The sequence below is a fragment of the Roseovarius confluentis genome, assembly GCF_002917925.1.
GTDB lineage: Bacteria > Pseudomonadota > Alphaproteobacteria > Rhodobacterales > Rhodobacteraceae > Roseovarius > Roseovarius confluentis.
Genome location: NZ_PPFE01000002.1, coordinates 101,324 through 117,798 on the forward strand (window position 1 = coordinate 101,324; position 16,475 = coordinate 117,798).

16 protein-coding genes and 1 riboswitch are annotated in these 16,475 nt (G+C 67.7%); of the genes, 3 read left to right on the forward strand and 13 right to left on the reverse strand.

Annotation, left to right across the window (positions count from 1 at the left end):
* Positions 1-28 precede the first annotated feature (28 nt).
* The 5 genes from cobA to cbiE are packed head-to-tail and all read right to left on the reverse strand — an operon-like array spanning position 29 to position 4,389.
* On the reverse strand, positions 29-748 hold the full coding sequence (gene cobA, locus C2I35_RS05325; protein ID WP_103762012.1) for a uroporphyrinogen-III C-methyltransferase: 720 nt from the start codon (positions 746-748) through the stop codon (positions 29-31).
* Positions 745-2,055, reverse strand: coding sequence for a cobyrinic acid a,c-diamide synthase CobB (locus C2I35_RS05330; protein WP_103762013.1), 1,311 nt, complete (start codon positions 2,053-2,055; stop codon positions 745-747). The genes cobA and C2I35_RS05330 overlap by 4 nt, the downstream gene beginning before the upstream one ends.
* Positions 2,052-2,855, reverse strand: a complete 804-nt coding sequence (cobM, locus tag C2I35_RS05335) for a precorrin-4 C(11)-methyltransferase (RefSeq protein ID WP_103762014.1) — start codon at positions 2,853-2,855, stop codon at positions 2,052-2,054. Before cobM ends, C2I35_RS05330 begins: the two co-directional genes overlap by 4 nt.
* Positions 2,852-3,208 (reverse strand): cobalamin biosynthesis protein, encoded by a 357-nt coding sequence (locus C2I35_RS05340; protein WP_103762015.1) that lies wholly within the window; start codon positions 3,206-3,208, stop codon positions 2,852-2,854. The genes cobM and C2I35_RS05340 overlap by 4 nt, the downstream gene beginning before the upstream one ends.
* On the reverse strand, positions 3,205-4,389 hold the full coding sequence (gene cbiE, locus C2I35_RS05345) for a precorrin-6y C5,15-methyltransferase (decarboxylating) subunit CbiE (RefSeq protein WP_103762016.1): 1,185 nt from the start codon (positions 4,387-4,389) through the stop codon (positions 3,205-3,207). The genes C2I35_RS05340 and cbiE overlap by 4 nt, the downstream gene beginning before the upstream one ends.
* Between cbiE and C2I35_RS05350 the strand changes: the two genes are divergently transcribed.
* Positions 4,388-5,137, forward strand: a complete 750-nt coding sequence (locus C2I35_RS05350; protein ID WP_103762017.1) for a cobalt-precorrin-6A reductase — start codon at positions 4,388-4,390, stop codon at positions 5,135-5,137. The two genes, cbiE and C2I35_RS05350, sit on opposite strands and share 2 nt — an antisense overlap.
* Here the strand turns inward: C2I35_RS05350 and cobJ are convergent.
* From cobJ to C2I35_RS05385, 7 genes are read right to left on the reverse strand one after another with little or no spacing between them, the layout of a single operon-like run.
* On the reverse strand, positions 5,110-5,862 hold the full coding sequence (gene cobJ / locus C2I35_RS05355; RefSeq protein WP_103762018.1) for a precorrin-3B C(17)-methyltransferase: 753 nt from the start codon (positions 5,860-5,862) through the stop codon (positions 5,110-5,112). The genes C2I35_RS05350 and cobJ overlap by 28 nt on opposite strands.
* Complete coding sequence (locus C2I35_RS05360) at positions 5,859-6,590, reverse strand: precorrin-2 C(20)-methyltransferase (RefSeq protein ID WP_103762019.1); 732 nt, start codon at positions 6,588-6,590, stop codon at positions 5,859-5,861. Before C2I35_RS05360 ends, cobJ begins: the two co-directional genes overlap by 4 nt.
* Entirely contained in the window at positions 6,587-7,216 is a 630-nt protein-coding gene (locus C2I35_RS05365) for a precorrin-8X methylmutase (protein WP_103762020.1), read from the reverse strand. Before C2I35_RS05365 ends, C2I35_RS05360 begins: the two co-directional genes overlap by 4 nt.
* Positions 7,216-8,346: a ferredoxin-like domain-containing protein gene (locus C2I35_RS05370; RefSeq protein WP_103762021.1), complete on the reverse strand. Its 1,131-nt coding sequence runs from the start codon at positions 8,344-8,346 to the stop codon at positions 7,216-7,218. The genes C2I35_RS05365 and C2I35_RS05370 overlap by 1 nt, the downstream gene beginning before the upstream one ends.
* Complete coding sequence (gene cobN / locus C2I35_RS05375; RefSeq protein ID WP_103762022.1) at positions 8,343-11,618, reverse strand: cobaltochelatase subunit CobN; 3,276 nt, start codon at positions 11,616-11,618, stop codon at positions 8,343-8,345. The genes C2I35_RS05370 and cobN overlap by 4 nt, the downstream gene beginning before the upstream one ends.
* Positions 11,619-11,621: 3 nt before the next feature.
* On the reverse strand, positions 11,622-12,674 hold the full coding sequence (cobW, locus tag C2I35_RS05380) for a cobalamin biosynthesis protein CobW (RefSeq protein WP_103762023.1): 1,053 nt from the start codon (positions 12,672-12,674) through the stop codon (positions 11,622-11,624).
* Positions 12,671-13,048, reverse strand: a complete 378-nt coding sequence (locus C2I35_RS05385) for a DUF1636 family protein (protein ID WP_103762024.1) — start codon at positions 13,046-13,048, stop codon at positions 12,671-12,673. Before C2I35_RS05385 ends, cobW begins: the two co-directional genes overlap by 4 nt.
* 77 nt (positions 13,049-13,125) lie before the next feature.
* Positions 13,126-13,325: riboswitch (cobalamin riboswitch) on the reverse strand.
* A 33-nt stretch (positions 13,326-13,358) separates the two neighbouring features.
* On the opposite strand from C2I35_RS05385, the gene cobO reads away from it, so the two are divergent.
* Both cobO and C2I35_RS05395 read left to right on the forward strand, forming a co-directional pair.
* Complete coding sequence (gene cobO, locus C2I35_RS05390) at positions 13,359-13,982, forward strand: cob(I)yrinic acid a,c-diamide adenosyltransferase (protein ID WP_103762025.1); 624 nt, start codon at positions 13,359-13,361, stop codon at positions 13,980-13,982.
* A 64-nt stretch (positions 13,983-14,046) separates the two neighbouring features.
* Positions 14,047-15,492 (forward strand): cobyric acid synthase, encoded by a 1,446-nt coding sequence (locus C2I35_RS05395; protein WP_103762026.1) that lies wholly within the window; start codon positions 14,047-14,049, stop codon positions 15,490-15,492.
* Positions 15,493-15,494: 2 nt separating this feature from the next.
* On the opposite strand, the gene cobD is transcribed toward C2I35_RS05395, so the two are convergent.
* Complete coding sequence (gene cobD / locus C2I35_RS05400; RefSeq protein ID WP_103762027.1) at positions 15,495-16,469, reverse strand: threonine-phosphate decarboxylase CobD; 975 nt, start codon at positions 16,467-16,469, stop codon at positions 15,495-15,497.
* Between the last annotated feature and the right edge of the window lie 6 nt (positions 16,470-16,475).

Consider the following 16,475-nt stretch of genomic DNA (forward strand, 5'->3'; position numbering starts at 1 on the left):
GGGCGTGAATGTGGGGCGCGTCGTTGCATCATGTGTCTGCCAGCGAACCGTAAAGGATGAGGGCGGGATGGTCGCTGCTCTCTTGCGCCAGCAGGTGCGACAGGGTTGCGACGGTGTGGCGGGTGATCTTCTGTTCCGGGCGGCTGACGGCTTCGGCCAGGATCGCGGGGGTCGTGGGCGGCAGGCCAGACTCGATCAGGCGCGCGGCCAGTTGTGGAAAGGTGCGCTTGCCCATGAAGACGACGGTGGTCGCGGCCGGGTCGGCCAGGGCGGCCATGTTCACGTCCTCGGGCAGCGCGCCGGTGACGTCGTGGCCAGTGATGTATTGAACGCGACGGGCGGTCAGGCGGCGGGTCAGCGGAATGCCGGCGGCGGCCGCGGCGGCATTCGCGGAGGGAACGCCGGGGATGATCTCGTATGGAATTTGCTCTGCCTTGAGAGCGACTATTTCTTCTTCCAGTCGGCCGAACACACCGCTGTCGCCGGATTTCAGGCGCACGACGCGTTGATCCAGGCGGGCGTAATCCACGAGCAGGCGGCTGACATGGTCCTGCTTCGGCGAGTTGCGCCCGGCCCGCTTGCCAACGCCCACAAGGTCGGCGCCGCGCCGTGCGTGGGCCAGGATCGGACCCGAAGACAGGTCGTCGAACAGCACGGCGTCGGCGCGCTTGAGCCGATCGACGGCCTTGAGCGTCAGCAGGTCGGGGTCGCCCGGACCCGAGGACACGAAGGAGACGAAGCCGGTCATGGCGTCTCGTCCCCGGTGATCAGGTGAAAGAACGTTCCGGACGCGTGACCCCGGGTCGAGCCGGTTTCCGGCACCGGGTTGCCATCGGCATCCGCCACCAGCGCCAGCGAGGCGTCGGGCTGGTCGAGGATGGTGGAATAGTGGAACTCGTGACCGCGCAGGGTTGCGCCTGCATCGAATCCCGGCATCGGGCCCGAAAGGGTCGCGCGGCGGTATCCAAGGTGGAACTTGCGCTTTTCATAGGAGGTGACGAGGCCCAAGAGCCCGGCCATTTCGTGGCGCGTTCCGTCCTTGTCGATCAGCGCCTGGCCGAGGGCCATGTAGCCGCCGCATTCGCCGTGGACCGGCTTTGACTCGGCATGTTTGCGCAGGGCGGCGCGGAACCGCGTGGCGGCGGCAAGCTTGCCTGCGTGCAGTTCGGGATAGCCGCCGGGCAGCCAGACGAGATCGGCGTCGGGATCGGGGGCCTCGTCCGCCAGGGGAGAGAAGGGCAGGATCTGGGCCCCGGCGGCGTGCCAGCCTTCCAAAAGGTGCGGGTAGGTGAAGCTGAAGGCCGCGTCGCGGGCGATGGCGATGCGTTGCGCCGGGGGGCGGGGCAACGCGGCAGGCGCGGGCAGGGGCGCGCCTTGGGCGGCGGATTTGATCGCGTCAAGATTGACATTCTCGCGCAGGAAGGCGGCGTATCCGGCGATGGCGGCGTCGAGGTCGGGATGTTCGACCGCCTGGATCAGCCCCAGGTGCCGTTCCGGCAGGGTGAGGTCGCCGCGCCGGGGCAGGACGCCCAGCACCGGCAGCCCCGCGCGGTCCATCCCCAGCCGGGTCAGCCGCTCGTGGCGGGGCGAGGCGCAGCGGTTCAGGATGACCCCGGCGAAGGGCAGATCGGGCATGTATTGCCGGAATCCGAGAGCTGTGGCGGCGGCGGATTGCGCCTGGCCGCCCACGTCGAGCACCAGCACCACGGGCCAGCCCATGGCCTGCGCGGTTTCCGCACTTGACCCGAAGCCTTGCTGGCCGCGCGTGGCGACGCCGTCGTAGAGCCCCATCGAGCCTTCGGCCACGCAAATATCCGCGCCTGCGGCCTGCCCGGAGATGGCCTGCCAAAGGCCCTTGCCCATGGCCCAGCCGTCGAGGTTGAAGCTGTCGCGCCCGCAGGCGGCCTTGTGAAAGGCGGGGTCGATATAGTCGGGGCCGGACTTGAACGGTTGCACCTTGAGCCCGTCATCGGCCAGCGCCCGCAGGAGGCCCAGCATCACGGTCGTCTTGCCGGTGCCCGAGGAGGGGGCGGAGATCAGCAGGCCGGGACTCATGACGTGCCTTCGCTTTCCGGGGTCCAGTCCGACCAGGGACTGTCGGCGCTTTGGGGCCGGTAGCGGCGGTCGTAGCCCACGGCATAGAGGCAGGACTCGTCGAAGCCTTCGCCGGCAAGCGCGGGCCCGACGAGGATCAGTGCGGTGCGGGTGATGTCCTCGCCCAGGCGGGAGGCGATATCGCCAAGCGTGCCGCGGATGATCTGCTGATCCGGCCAGGAGGCGCGGTAGACCACGGCGACCGGACAGTCGGCGCCGTAGGCCGGGGTGAGATCGGCGATGACGGTTTCGAGGTTCTGGATCGACAGGTGGATCGCGAGCGTTGCGCCTGTGGCGGCGAAATTGGCCAGCGTCTCGCCCGCGGGCATCGAGGAGGCGCGACCGGGCGTGCGGGTCAGCACAACGGATTGCGCGATGCCGGGCAGAGTCAGTTCCGCGCCGAGGGCTGCGGCGGCGGCGGAGAAGGCCGGCACGCCCGGTGTGACAGACACGGGGATGTCGAGCGCCCGAAGCCGGCGCATCTGTTCGCCCATCGCCGACCAGACGGAAAGATCGCCGGAATGCAGGCGGGCCACATCGTGGCCGGCCCGGTGCGCGGTCTGTATTTCCGCGATGATCCGGTCGAGATCGAGCGGCGCCGTGTTGATGATTCGCGCACCGTCGGGGCAATGCGACAGCACTGCTTCGGGCACGAGAGAGCCTGCGTAGAGGCAGACCGGGCAGGACGCGATGATGTCGCGGCCGCGCAGCGTGAGAAGATCGGGCGCGCCGGGACCGGCGCCGATGAAGTGAACGGTCATGGGGTCTTTCCTTGGGCCAGGGCACAGGTGGCCATGCGGTCGGTTGAAACGGAGCGGGGGGGCAGCAGCGTCGCGCCGGGACCTGCGGCGGCAAGGGCCGCGGCTTCGGCGACAGAGCCGGTGCCGCGTGCGCGCAGGGACGCCGCGGAGGTGCTCTGCGTGGCTTGCTGCGCCAGGTCTTCGGGCGGTATCGCGTGCAGGGGCAGGCCAAGTTCACGGGCGAAGGGCGCCAGTTGATCGGCCTTGTCCTGCGCGGTGGCCAGCGCATCGGGCGCGCCGCCGGTCCGGGCCAGCGCGTCGCGGAACGATGCGCGCGTGGCGCGCGTGGTGAAACCCATCCCGGCGACGATCATGGAAAGCTCCATTGCGTGATCGGATAGGCTTGCGCCCAGCCGCGTTTGCGTCCCATGGGTTGGGCTTGTGCCACTTCGAAGCGGTGCAGCTCGCCGCCGCGGCGGGCATGGGCGTCGGCCAGAAGCGCCTCGGATTCCAGGGTGACCGCGTTGGCGACGATGCGCACGCCTTCCAAGGCCTCGACATAGGCCAGAAGCGGAGCCGACAGACCGCCGCCGATGAAGATGGCGTCGGGTTTCGGCAGGTATTTCAGAGCGGCGGGGGCCGAGCCTTCGACCACGTGCAGGCGGTCGACGCCGAGCGCGCGGGCATTGGCGTTGATCAGCGCGATACGGTCGGCGCGGGGCTCGACGACGCTGGCCGTGAGGGACGCGTCACACAGCAGCCATTCGATCCCGACTGTGCCAGAGCCGCCGCCGATGTCCCAAAGGTGCTCGCCCGGCCGGGGGGCCAGCGCAGAGAGGGTCAGCGCCCGGACGTGGCGCTTGGTCATGACGCCGTCGGTTTCAAAGAGCGTGTCGGGCAGGCCGCTGGCGAGGGGCAGGACGGGGCCGTCGCCCGCGACCTCGACCGCGGCGCAGACCGGGTGGGCGAAGTCGCCGGACAAGTTGTCGGCGGTGGCGTGCGTCGTCCGTTCTCGAGGTCCGCCCAGTACTTCCATCACGGTCACCGCCGACGCGCCGAACCCGGTGTCGCACAGGTAGGCCGCAAGCTCTGTCACCGCGTCGCCGTCGCGCAGCAGGACGATCAGGCGTGCGCCCGGCGCCAGGTGCGAGCGCAGTCGCGTCAGCGGCGCTGCGTGCAAGCCCGTGCAGATCGTGCGGTCGAGCGGCCAGCCGAGGCGATTGGCCGCCAGCGAAAACGTCGACCGGCCCGGATAGGCGTGCCACTCGTTTCGGTCCAGATGCGCGGTGATCGTCGTGCCCGCGCCGAACCAGAACGGGTCACCGGACGCCAGGACGACGCAGGGCGTGCCGCGCAGGGCCAGCAGGTCTTCGACCCCCTTGGAAAAAGGCACGGGCCAAGGGATCGTGCGGGCGGATGTCTCGATCAGCGACAGGTGCCGCTGTGGCCCCATGACGATTTCCGCGGTGTCCAGCGCGGATCGGCTTGCGGCGCACAGGCCGCCCGGGCCATCTTCGCCCAGACCAATGATCGTAAGCCACGGAGCCTCAGACATGACACCGACCGTTCTGCTGCTGGGTGGCACGACCGAAGCCATACTTGTGGGGCAGGCACTGGCCGCGCGGGGCGTCCGTACGACGATCAGCCTTGCGGGACGGGTCAAGACCCCCGCGGAGCAGCCGCTGCCGTTGCGCATTGGCGGGTTTGGCGGTGTGGATGGGTTGGTTGCCCACCTCAAGGCCGAAGGCGTGACCCATGTGATCGACGCGACCCATCCCTTTGCCGCGCAGATGAGCGCCAACGCGGTTGCCGCCTGTGATGCGTTGGACCTGCCCTTGCTGGCGCTGACCCGGGCGCCGTGGCAGGCCGGGGGGCAGGATCGCTGGACCCATGTGCCGGATGTAGAGGGCGCGGTGGCCGCGCTGGCCGGTCCGGCGCGTCGCGTTTTCCTGGCGCTGGGCCGGATGAACCTGCCCGCCTTTTCCGCGCAGCCGCAGCACGACTACCTGTTGCGGCTGGTCGATACGCCGGATCGGGTGCCGTTGCCCAAGGCCCAAGTCGTCGTAGATCGCGGCCCGTTCGAGGTAGAGGGAGATCTGGCATTGATGCGGGCGCACGGCACCGAACTGATCGTGTCCAAGAACGCGGGCGGCACGGGGGCGCAGGCCAAGATCTTCGCCGCGCGCCAACTTGGCCTTCCGGTGGTCATGATCGACCGGCCCACCATCCCGGCCCGTGCGGAAACGCATAGCGTCGAAGAGGCGCTGGACTGGCTTCATGGCGCCACCGCGCGCGGCGTATAGACGAGGGTCGCGCCGCGCCGTTCGATGAGCCGGGTGGTAGAGTTGCCGACAAGGACGACCGTGCGCATATCGGCCATTTCGGGTGTGCACTGTGACAAGGGCACGATCTGCAACGTTTCCTCGGGGGTGCTGACGGCGCGGGCGAAGATCACCGGGCGATCGTCGCCACAGGCGTCGTTCAGGATGTCCAGTGTTTTGGCAAAGCCTTCGGGCCGGGATTTCGACCGTGGATTGTAGAAGGCCATAGCGAAATCAGCCTCTGCCGCGAGACGCAGCCGCTTTTCGATCAGCGCCCATGGCTTGAGGTTGTCGCTGAGGTTAATGGCGCAGAAATCGTGTCCGAGGGGTGCCCCGGCGCGCGCGGCGGCGGCCAGCATGGCGGTGATGCCGGGAAGGACGCGGATGTCGAGCTCGCGCCATTCGGGCGGCCCCGCCTCGACCGCCTCGAACACTGCCGAGGCCATTGCAAAGACGCCTGGATCGCCCGAGGACACGACGACCACGCGCTTGCCCGCGCCGGCCATGTCCAGCGCGTGGCGAGCGCGGTCCAGCTCGACGCGGTTGTCGGAGGGGTGCAGCGTCAGTCCCGGACGTTCGGCCACGCGGGCGACGTAGGGAATGTAGCCGACCACGTCCGTGGCCTGGGCAAGTGCTGCGGTAACCTCGGGCGTCACCAGGTCGTCCGCGCCGGGGCCGAGGCCTGCTATGACAACGCTTCCCGTCATGGGCGTCGACCCTGCCCATGCACGAGGATGATCGAGAAATAGGGCGTGATCTTGTCCTCGGCCTCGGACAGGCGTTGCACCGTCTGGTTGGGCATCGAGGCGTATTCCACCAGCCATGCCGCGTCGTACCGGCCTGCGCGGCGCAGCGCGCGGCGGATCTTTTCGATGTTGCGGCCGATCTTCATGATCACCAGCGCGTCGGCCCGCGTCATGTGTTCGGCCAGCATATCCTCGGGCAGGGTGCCCATCAGGGTCGAAAGCACGTCGTCGCCCCAGGTGATCGGCGCGTCGGTGGCCGTCCATGCGGCGGACATGCCGGTGATGGCGGGCACGACCTGCACCGGGCAGTGGTCGCAAAGGCGTGAATGCAGGTGCATGAAAGAGCCGTAGAAGAACGGATCGCCTTCGCAGACGATCACCAGGTCCTCGCCCGCGTCGGACAGGGCGCGCAGGCGGTCGGTGCAGGTCTCGTAGAATACCGACAGCATTTCGTTGTAGCGCGGATCGGTCAGCGGAATTTCGGTTGTGACGGGGTATTCCATGGCGATCTCGGTCACGTCGGGGCGCAGCATCCCCTCGACGATTCGCCGGGCCTGTCCCTGCCGCCCCGCCTTGCGGAAAAACGCGACGTGCCGCGCGCCGCGCAGCAGGCGGTCGGCCTTGACCGACAGAAGCTCGGGGTCGCCGGGGCCGAGGCCCACGCCCCAGATCGTGCCGGGCGTGCTCATTCCGCGCGGCTCGCGACGGCGTTGATGGCGGCCACGGTGATGGCGCTGCCGCCAAGGCGACCCTCGACGATGCAGCAGGGCACGGGCTGATCGGCCCAGAGCGCATCCTTCGATTCGCGCGCGCCGACAAAGCCGACGGGACAGCCGATGATGGCCGCCGGGCGCGGGCAATCCGGATCTTCGAGCATGTTGAGAAGATGGAAAAGAGCGGTGGGCGCGTTGCCGATCGCTACCACGGCCCCGGCGAGTTTTGGGCGCCACAGTTCCAGTGCCGCGGCGGAGCGCGTGTTGCCCATCTCGCGCGCACGCTCGACGATGCCGTCGGCGTGAAGGGTGCAGATCACCTCGTTGTCGGCGGGAAGACGGCTGCGCGTGACGCCTTCGGAGACCATGCGCGCATCGCAGAAGATCGGCGCGCCGTTTTCAAGCGCGGCGCGGGCGGTTCTGGCGAAGCCGGGGGAGAAGCGCACATGCTCTTCCAGCCCGACCATGCCGGCGGCGTGGATCATGCGGACGGCGATGGATTCTTCATCGCGGTCGAACCGCGACAGCGCGGCTTCGGCCCGTATGGTGGCGAAGCTTTCGCGGTAGATGGCCGCGCCGTCCTTTTCGTATTCGTATGGCATCAAATGGTCTCGTTCAGGTCTTCGGGACGGAGGCCCCGTGCGCAGGGTGTGTCCCACGGCGCTCCGTTGCGGACAAGGTCGAAACGTCCGTCGCGCCCGGTCAGGGTGGTGTCTGCGGCGCGAGGAAGGGCGCAGCCCTTGGCGCAGCCGGAGACGTGCAAGGTGCCGGAAACGTGGGGGGCGATATGGCGGGCGATATCCATGGTGGCCACGGTCGCCTGCGGGCAGAAGGGCGCACCGGGGCAGGCGTGGGCGGACATGAGCGGATTGCCGGGTTCGATGACGAAGGGCGTGTCACCGGGCGTGCCGCCCAACAGCAGGAAGAGACGGTTCAGCATCAGGCGGATGTGCGATGCGCCGCTGGTTTCCAGCAGGGTTCGCAGGTCTTCGGCAGCCAGTTTTCCGAAAGGTGCGCCGAGGATGAAACCTTCGGAGACTGCGCCCGGGATGCAGGAGGCGCTCTGAGGTCGCGGTTTTGCCTGGGTCCAGGCTTGGGGAAGGGGTTGCTTGGCGAGGTGCCGCGCCATGCGGCCCGCCGCGTGGCCGCCGGTGTCGGTGAACCATCTAGCCAGGTCCAGAAGGGCGGATGTGGCCGAGGCCTCTGTCACGGGGCGGGCCTTGAGCGCGCCGTCGGCGCGCAGGAGAAGCGCGCCGGAGGTGTCCAGTTCGAACCGGAAATCCGCCGAGCCGTCGCCAAGGCAGGCGTCGGGGCCGGTGTCGATGGTAAAGCCCATCTTTTGAGGCAGATCGGGCAGGTCCGGAATGGTGGCGAGGACCCTGTCATAGAGTCGGTCGGTCAGCCCGCCCGCATCGCGCCGAGCCGGGACGAGGATGTTGCGATGCCCCTCGATGGCGGGGTCGGCATCAATTAGGCCGAGCGCGTCGAGCGCGGCGAGCAGGGCGGAATGGTCGGCCTCGGCGACGCCGCGCAATTGCAGGTTGGCGCGCGAGGTGAGGTCGATCACGCCGTTGCCGTAACGCTGCGACAACTCGCACAAGGCCAGCACTTGCGCCTTGGTCAGCTCGGCCCGGAAGGGGCGCACGCGCACGACCAGCCCGTCGCCCGACAACATCGGGCGGTGCGCGCCGGGGCACCAGCCCTTGACGATTGGGTGTGTCGCGCCGCTCATGTGCTGTCCTCCAGCCCGGCCCGGATCGCGTTGCGACGGGTTTGCCAAAGCCTAGCCTCAAGCAACGCGCGGAACCTGTCTTGCATGGCGGCATGGGCCTCGGGGTTGGCCTCTCGCAGAAAAGCGTCGGTGTCCGGGTCGCCCAGGGTCGCATCATGGTAGGCGTCGAAGAGATGCGGACCGACGACCTGAGCCAGATGGGCGAAGGCGCCCATGTGGTCGAGCGTGGCGGCGATTTCGGCGGCGCCTCGGAACCCGTGCCGCTTCATGCCTGCGATCCAGCCGGGGTTGGTGGCGCGGGCATGGACGACGCGGGCGATCTCCTCGGGCAGGGTGCGGGCGCGGGGGCGCGCGGGATCGCTGTTGTCGAGATGGTAAAGCGCGGCCCGCCCGCCGGTCACCGATTGCGCGGCGGCGAACCCGGCCTCGTGCGTGGCATAGTCGGCAGCGAGCAAAAGGTCGGTTTCGGGCAGATCCTGAAGGTGAACGAAGCTGTCGGCGTTTTCGACTCGGGCGCGTATACCGGCCTCGTCGCGGGTGGCGTGGTCGCCGTCAAGCGCCCATGCGGAGGCGGAGAGCCAGGCCTTGCCCGCTTGGGTGCGGGCCTCTGCGGTATAGGTTTCGGGCGCTGTGCCCATGCCGAGGCCGAAGCTGCCGGGGGCGGGGCCATAGACGCGCGCGCCCGAGGCGTGACCGGCATAGGGGTTCCAGTCGGGGGCTTCGTCGCGCTGTTCCAGCGCACGTACCGCTTGTGAGTAGAGGCCCGAGAGCGTCGGAAATACGTCTCGGAACAGACCCGAGACGCGCAACGTGACGTCAATGCGGGGGCGGTCGAGTTCGGCGATGGGCAGGACCTCAAGCCCCGAGACCCGTTCCGAGCCCGTGTCCCAGACCGGCTTGACACCCAGCAGGTGCAGGGCCATGGCAAATTCCTCGCCCGCCGTGCGCATGGTGGCTGAACCCCAAAGATCGACAATCAGGCCGCGGGGCCAGTCGCCTTCTTCCTGAAGATGACGCCGGATCAGTTCCTCAGCCAGCTTGACGCCTTGTGTGTGTGCGGCTCGCGTGGGAACCGAGCGGGGATCGGTGGTGAAGAGGTTGCGCCCGGTGGGCAGAACGTCGTCGCGGCCGCGATAGGGCGAGCCGGAGGGGCCAGCCGGGATGCGCCGCCCGTCGAGCGCGTCGAGGAGGGACTGCCGCTCGGCCTGGGCGCTGCAAACCATCGGTTCCGCGTCGGTATCCGGTTGGCCCCAGATGTGCAGGCCGTCGCCGAACATGCTTTCCTTTATGTCGCAGACAAAGCGGTCGATGCGGGTGATCGCCTCGGCGGTCGATGTGGCGCGGTCGAGGCCCAGATCGTCCTCGACACCCAGGGCCTGCGCCTCGGCGCGGATATCGGCCTGCAGGCGGTCGCGGCGGCGGGGGTCGAGCCCGTCGGCGGTCGAAAATTCGTCCAGCAGCGATTCCAGCGTCGACAGGCGGTCGGGTGCTGCGCTGGCCTGCATCGGTGGGGGCACGTGGCCCAGGGTCACGGCGCCGATGCGGCGCTTGGCCTGCGCGGCCTCGCCGGGGTCGTTGACGATGAAAGGGTAGATGACGGGCATCGTGCCGGTCAGTGCCTCGGGCCAGCAGGCGGGCGACAGGGCGACGGCTTTGCCCGGCAGCCATTCCAGTGTGCCATGCGCGCCGATGTGAACGAGCGCGTCGGCCTGGGTTTGCAGCCAGAGGTAGAAGGCGACATACGCGTGGCGCGGCACGCGGGACAGGTCGTGGTAATCATCGTCGCGGGTCTTGGGCGTTCCGCGTTCGGGTTGCAGCGCGACGATGGCGTTGCCGAGGCGCAGAGCGGCGAAACGGAACTCCCCGCCCACTGCATCGGCGTCGTCTTCGGGCCGGCCCCACGCCAAGTACAGGTCCTCGCGCAGAGGCGCGGGTAGGCGCGCCAGCAGCGTCTTGTACTCCGATAACGCCAGGCGCATGTCGCGCGCCAGCAGGCGGTCTTCCAATGCCGCCGGAGTCTCGTCCACCGAATAGCCTGCCTCGCGCAGGTCCGACAGGATGGCGCGGGCCGAGGCGGGGGCGTCGAGGCCCACGGCGTGGCCCATCTGCCAGTCCTTGCCGGGATAGGTGGAGAGGATGATCGCTGGCCGGCGCGTGGCGGCGGGTGTTGCCGCGAGGTCGAGCCAGCCTTGCACGCGGGCCACGAGTGCGGCGGTCAGGTCCGGTTCGGCCCGGTGTGCGAAGCGGGAGAATTCCAGGTCGGGATCGCGCACGCCCGGTTCCTTGAACGAGATCGTGCCGCCGGTCAGCCGCCCGTCGACCTCGGGCAGGACGATGTGCATGGCAAGGTCGGCGGGCGAAAGACCGCGCTCGGACCCGTCCCAGGCGTCGCGGGTGGAGGTGGCCAGCGCTGCCTGGAAGACCGGCACGTTGCCGGCGTCGAGCGGCGAGGTGCCGTCGTCGCCCTTGCCGGAAAATGCGGTGGCGTTGACGATGGCGTGGGGCGCGTAAGCCTGCACCTGCCGGCGCAGCCAGCCCGCCGCCTCGGGGGCTTTGAGCGACGGGGTGAAGAGGGCGCGGACATGATGGCCCCGTGCCTGGAAGGCCCGCATCAGCGCCTCGATCGGGGCGAGGTCGGCGGCCACCACGTAGGAGCGGTAGAAGACGATCAGGATGCGGGTCTGCGTGACGGGCAGGTCGGCGAGAGGGCAGCAGGCGCCATGCTCGGGCGTCCAGGCGCCGACCATGGGCAGCACCTTGGCCCCGCGCACTGGCGCGGCGTAAAGGCCGGCGGCGAGCGCCAGTTGTTGCAGGGCGGCCTGTGCCGCGACGCTGCCGCCGTTGTCGCAAAGCTCTGCAAGGCGCCGCAAGGTCGAGACGGGCAGGGTGGAATAGGCGTCAAGCCGGGGGTCGGGCCGGCCGTCGGCGGGCAGGACGGCGAGCGCGATGCCTTTTTCCTGCGCCAGGGCCAGCACCTGCTGTAGCCCGTATTCCCAGTAGGGCACGCCGCCGATCAGCCGGATCAGGATGCCCTTGGCGCCGGCCAGCGTCTGTTCGACATAGGTGTCGAGCGACAGCGGATGCCGCAGGGCGGTGAGGTTTGCCAGGCGCAGGTCGGGCAGGCTGTCGCGCCGCCGGTGCCATCCTTCCGCGAAGGCGCCAAGGTCGCTGTCGGAAAACGACAAGACCACCAGGTCCGCCGGGCTTTGTCCCAGGTCGGTCGGGGTGTCGGTTTCTTCCAGACCGTGGCTTTCGCGGAAGACGACGTGCATCGGTTACTCGGCCGCCTCGGCCGGAGCCAGTACGGCGCGGATCGCGTCGATATTCACGTCGTCATGCTCGGCGATGACAACGAGGCGCCCGCGGCGGGCCTCGTCCGGTTTCCACGGGCGGTCATATTGATGGCGCACGCGCGCGCCCACCGCCTGCACCAGAAGGCGCATCGGCTTGCCGGCGACGCTGGCATAGCCCTTGACGCGCAGGATGTTCTGGTTGTTGGCGAGATCCTCGATGCGGCGCACCAGATCGGAAGGATCACCCAGTTCCGGGATGTCGATGACGATGGATTCGAAATCGTCATGCTCGTGGTCGTCGTGATCGTCGTGGTGGCTGGGTCGGGCGTCCATGTCATCCTCGGCGGCGGCTTCGAGCCCGAGGATCACGCGGGGATCGACGACGCCCTCGGCGACCTCGACCACGGGCAGGGGGCGGGGGGCTTCGGCGGCGATGACCTCTTTCGCCTTGGCCACGCCGTCGGGGCCGGCAAGGTCGGGCTTGGTCAGCAGGATGATGTCGGCGCAGGAGATCTGGTCCTCGAACACCTCCGACAGAGGGGTTTCGTGGTCGATGCTGTCATCGGCGAGGCGCTGGGCATCGACCCGGGCCACATCGGGGGCGAAGCGGCCTGCCGCGACGGCCTCGGCATCGGCCAGCGCGATGACGCCGTCGACGGTGATTTTGGAGCGGATATCGGGCCAGTCGAACGCCTTGAGCAGAGGCTTGGGCAGAGCCAGGCCGCTGGTTTCGATCAGGATGTGATCGGGGCGCGGATCGAGCGCCATCAGCGCCTCGATCGTCGGGATGAAATCGTCGGCCACGGTGCAGCAGATGCACCCATTGGCCAGTTCCATGATATTTTCCGCCGGGCAATCGGGAATGGCGCAGCTTTTCAAAATGTCTCCGTCGACGCCTACATCGCCGAACTCGTTGACGACCACGGCCAGACGGCGGCCGCCGGGGTTCTGCATCAGGTGGCGCACCAGGGTTGTCTTGCCGGAGCCCAGAAAGCCCGTAATGACGGTGACGGGAAGTTTTGCAAGATCGGTCATTGGTCAGCCTTTGCAGTCAGGGGTGGGATGCGCGCAACGCAGTTGCGCTTGAAATGTTCGGGGCGTTGGCGCCACGGGATCAGCCCGTCCTCGGTCTGCTGATAGAGGACCGCGCCCTCCAGCAGCATGTCGGGATGCGACGTTTCATCGAGATTTCCGTACAGATACGTCCAGCGTTCGTCGCCGCGCATGGCGGCGGTGCAGCCAGCGTCGCAGTTTTGCAGGCATTCGACGGGGGTCACGGTGACGCCGTCGGGCAGCGCACGCGCCGTAACCTCGTCATAGAGGCGCTGGCCGGGGCGGCGCTCGTCCTCGGGAGTTTCCTGCCCCTTGCGGCACTTGATGCAGATCAGCAGTTCTATGCGCGCGCTCATGTGTCCTCCACTGTCGGGGGTGCGCGCGGGGGTGGCGGGTGGCCACCCATCCGAGCCCGGCACACCCCGTCCGGTCCGTCTGTTCCTTCTTGTTGGCAGGTCTCCCGGCTTGCGGTTTCGGGCCCTTCGGCCCACGGTTTCCGGCCTTCCCGGCATTGCGCCAGTGGCGGTGGAAACCTTCCCGGTTCACGGTCGCGGGGGCGGCTGTGCCTGGCGCAATGCGCTGCACATTCCCTTTTCACCTGTTTACACAGGCACCAACACGGTGCGACATGCTGCGAAAACCCACCTTGTGTCAAGGAGACGTCCCATGTCCGACCCGTCCGAAGCGGAAAAGACTGCCCGCCACAACGAGAAGATGAAGAAGATAAAGGCCGCGCGGGACCGGATGATGGCGGACAAGACCGAGGAGAAAGGCTTGGTCATGGTCCATACCGGACCGGGCAAGGGCAAGTCGTCTTCGGGATTCGGGATGATTCTGCGCTGCATCGCGCATGGGATGCCCTGCGCGGTGGTGCAGTTCATCAAGGGCAACTGGGTGACCGGAGAGGCCGAGATGCTGCGCAACCGCTTTTCGGACGAATGCCGGTTCTTCATTTCGGGCGAAGGGTTCACCTGGGAGACGCAGGACCGGGAACGCGATATCGCCGCCGCGCAGAACGGCTGGACCATCGCCAAGGAGCAGATTCGCGATCCCGAGATGAAGTTCGTGCTGCTGGACGAGATCAACATCGCGTTGCGCTATGACTATATCGACATCGACGAGGTCGTGGACTTTTTGCTGCACGAGAAACCGGCGATGACGCATGTCTGCCTGACGGGGCGCAATGCCAAGCCCGAACTGATCGAGGCGGCCGACTTGGTGACCGAGATGAGCCTGGTGAAGCATCCGTTCCGGGATGGGATCAAAGCCCAGAAGGGTGTCGAGTTCTGATGCGTCCTATCGTGGTCCTCGGGGATAGTCGCCAGAGGCCAATACCTGGTATCGAGGTCCGCCCATGCCTGCAATAATGATTCAGGGCACGGGGTCCAATGTCGGCAAGTCGATGCTGGTGGCCGGCCTGTGCCGGGCCGCGCGGCATCGAGGCTTGAGTGTGGCGCCGTTCAAGCCGCAGAACATGTCGAACAACGCCGCAGTGACGGCGGACGGTGGCGAGATCGGCCGTGCGCAGGCGTTGCAGGCGATGGCCTGTGGGGTGACGTTGCACACCGATATGAATCCGGTTCTGCTGAAGCCTGAAACGGATGTCGGGGCGCAGGTGATCGTGCAAGGCAAGCGTCTGACCACGGCAAAGGCGCTGGAGTATTCCAAGTTGAAACCGACGCTGATGTCGGCCGTTCAGGACAGTTTTGCCAGACTGAGGGCACAGCATGATCTTGTGATTGTCGAGGGGGCAGGCTCGCCCGCCGAGATCAACCTGCGGAAGGGCGACATTGCGAATATGGGCTTTGCCGAGGCGGCGGATGTGCCCGTGGTCCTGTGTGGCGATATCGATCGCGGCGGTGTCATTGCGCAGATCGTCGGCACGCAGGCGGTTCTGCCGAAGGCGGATGCCGCGCGTATCGGTGGCTTTCTGGTCAACAAGTTCCGCGGCGATCCGACGCTTTTCGAGGATGGATACCGGGAAATCGAAGCGCGCACCGGCTGGCGCGGCTATGGCGTGGCGCAGTGGTTTCCCGAGGCGTGGCGGTTGCCGGCGGAGGACGCGCTGGATATCGCCGACAGCCCGGTTCAGGGCGCGTTTCACATCGTCTGCCTGCAATTGTCACGGATCGCGAATTTCGACGACCTGGACCCGCTGACGCAGGAGCCGGGCGTGCGCGTGACCATGTTGGAACCGGGGCAGGTGTTGCCGCTTGATTCGGATCTGGTGATCATTCCGGGCTCGAAATCGACACGCGGTGATCTGGACTTCCTCCGCCGGCAGGGGTGGGACGTCGACCTTTTGGCGCATCACCGGCGGGGCGGCAGGGTGCTGGGCATCTGCGGCGGTTACCAGATGCTTGGCCGTAACGTCTCGGATCCGGAAGGAATCGAGGGGCCGCCGGGGGACTCGCCGGGACTCGGATTGCTGGATATCGAGACGGTCATGGGGGGCGACAAGAGCGTGACCCAGGTTGACGCGCACCACGTGGGGCTGGATCTTCCATTTGCCGGGTACGAGATTCATATCGGCCGCAGTGACGGGTCGGACCGCGCGAGACCGTTCGCCAGGGTGGATGGCGTGGCCGAGGGGGCGGTGTCTGCCGATGGTCGCGTGGCGGGCAGCTATCTGCACGGGATGTTCGGCGATGACAGGTTCCGAGCGACTTGGCTTAACTCGAACGGGGCCGATGCCTCGGATCTGGGATATCAAGCCATGGTGGAGCGCACGCTGGATGAACTGGCGGCGCATCTTGAGACGCATCTGGATGTTGCGGGTCTTTTGGCGCTTGCAAGATGAGGTCAGGCGGCGCCGATTGCCTCGTCCAACTGCTGCCAGCGGGTTTGCGGTGGCAGTCCGAGGCGTAGCCAACGGTCTGAATAGGGGAAGATGCGCGACCACACTCTGTGCATTGCGAGGGTCTCTTGTACCTTATGCGCATCGGGCACTTCGTAGGTGCGAAAGAGCGGGGTACCTCCGACCAGCGTCCAGTTGGCGCGGGAGGCGAAGGAATCCAGCCGCGCGGCGTCTTGGGTCAGCCTTTCGACCGTGCGCGCCTGCCACCCGGTGTCGGCCAGCGCCGCGCAGGCTATTTCGATGGCGGGACCCGAGACGGGCCATGGGCCTGCCAGATCGCGAAGACGGTCGGCGACCGCCCCCGAGGCGAGGGCGAAACCGAGCCGCAGGCCCGCGAGACCGTAGAACTTTCCGAAGGACCGCAGGACGACGCAATTGACAGGACAGTCTATGGAGCCGATGGAAAGGTGCGGCTCTGGATCTGCAAAGCTTTCGTCGACAATAAGCAGCCCCACATCGGAGGCGAGGTCGAGTAATGCCTCGGGCGCGGTGCGACGGCCGTCGGGATTGTTGGGGTTGACCACCACCGCAAGGTCCGAGCCACGCAGGGCGTTTACCGACGCGACCTCTTCGACCTGCCAGCCGCAGGCCCTGAGGGCGGCGGCGTGTTCGTTGTAGGTGGGTGCCAGGACGGTGGCGCGGCCTGGCTTGGCCAGCCACGGCACCAGTTGGATGACGCCCTGTGCGCCGTTCATCGGGATGACGCGCAGGGACGTGGCGTAGGCGCTGGCCGCCGCGTCGCGCAACCGCGCCAGGTCGGATTTGCGCGGCAGAACTGCCCAGGCGTCGCCGGAGATCGGCGGCACAGGGTAGGGTTCGGGATTGATGCCCGTCGACAAATCGAGCCAGTCGGCGGGGGCACCGCCCAGCCTTGCAATGGCGGCGTCCAAGTTGCCGCCGTGATCTCGGACTTCCGTCATGATGCC

Excerpts from the sequence above, each read along its gene's own strand:
- cobA (WP_103762012.1), bottom strand. The coding sequence starts at position 748 with ATGACCGGCTTCGTCTCCTTCGTGTCCTCGGGTCCGGGCGACCCCGAC.
- C2I35_RS05330 (WP_103762013.1), bottom strand. The coding sequence starts at position 2,055 with ATGAGTCCCGGCCTGCTGATCTCCGCCCCCTCCTCGGGCACCGGCAAG.
- cobM (WP_103762014.1), bottom strand. The coding sequence starts at position 2,855 with ATGACCGTTCACTTCATCGGCGCCGGTCCCGGCGCGCCCGATCTTCTC.
- C2I35_RS05340 (WP_103762015.1), bottom strand. The coding sequence starts at position 3,208 with ATGATCGTCGCCGGGATGGGTTTCACCACGCGCGCCACGCGCGCATCG.
- C2I35_RS05350 (WP_103762017.1), top strand. The coding sequence starts at position 4,388 with ATGACACCGACCGTTCTGCTGCTGGGTGGCACGACCGAAGCCATACTT.
- cbiE (WP_103762016.1), bottom strand. The coding sequence starts at position 4,389 with ATGTCTGAGGCTCCGTGGCTTACGATCATTGGTCTGGGCGAAGATGGC.
- cobJ (WP_103762018.1), bottom strand. The coding sequence starts at position 5,862 with ATGACGGGAAGCGTTGTCATAGCAGGCCTCGGCCCCGGCGCGGACGAC.
- C2I35_RS05360 (WP_103762019.1), bottom strand. The coding sequence starts at position 6,590 with ATGAGCACGCCCGGCACGATCTGGGGCGTGGGCCTCGGCCCCGGCGAC.
- C2I35_RS05365 (WP_103762020.1), bottom strand. The coding sequence starts at position 7,216 with ATGCCATACGAATACGAAAAGGACGGCGCGGCCATCTACCGCGAAAGC.
- C2I35_RS05370 (WP_103762021.1), bottom strand. The coding sequence starts at position 8,346 with ATGAGCGGCGCGACACACCCAATCGTCAAGGGCTGGTGCCCCGGCGCG.
- cobN (WP_103762022.1), bottom strand. The coding sequence starts at position 11,618 with ATGCACGTCGTCTTCCGCGAAAGCCACGGTCTGGAAGAAACCGACACC.
- cobW (WP_103762023.1), bottom strand. The coding sequence starts at position 12,674 with ATGACCGATCTTGCAAAACTTCCCGTCACCGTCATTACGGGCTTTCTG.
- C2I35_RS05385 (WP_103762024.1), bottom strand. The coding sequence starts at position 13,048 with ATGAGCGCGCGCATAGAACTGCTGATCTGCATCAAGTGCCGCAAGGGG.
- cobO (WP_103762025.1), top strand. The coding sequence starts at position 13,359 with ATGTCCGACCCGTCCGAAGCGGAAAAGACTGCCCGCCACAACGAGAAG.
- C2I35_RS05395 (WP_103762026.1), top strand. The coding sequence starts at position 14,047 with ATGCCTGCAATAATGATTCAGGGCACGGGGTCCAATGTCGGCAAGTCG.
- cobD (WP_103762027.1), bottom strand. The coding sequence starts at position 16,469 with ATGACGGAAGTCCGAGATCACGGCGGCAACTTGGACGCCGCCATTGCA.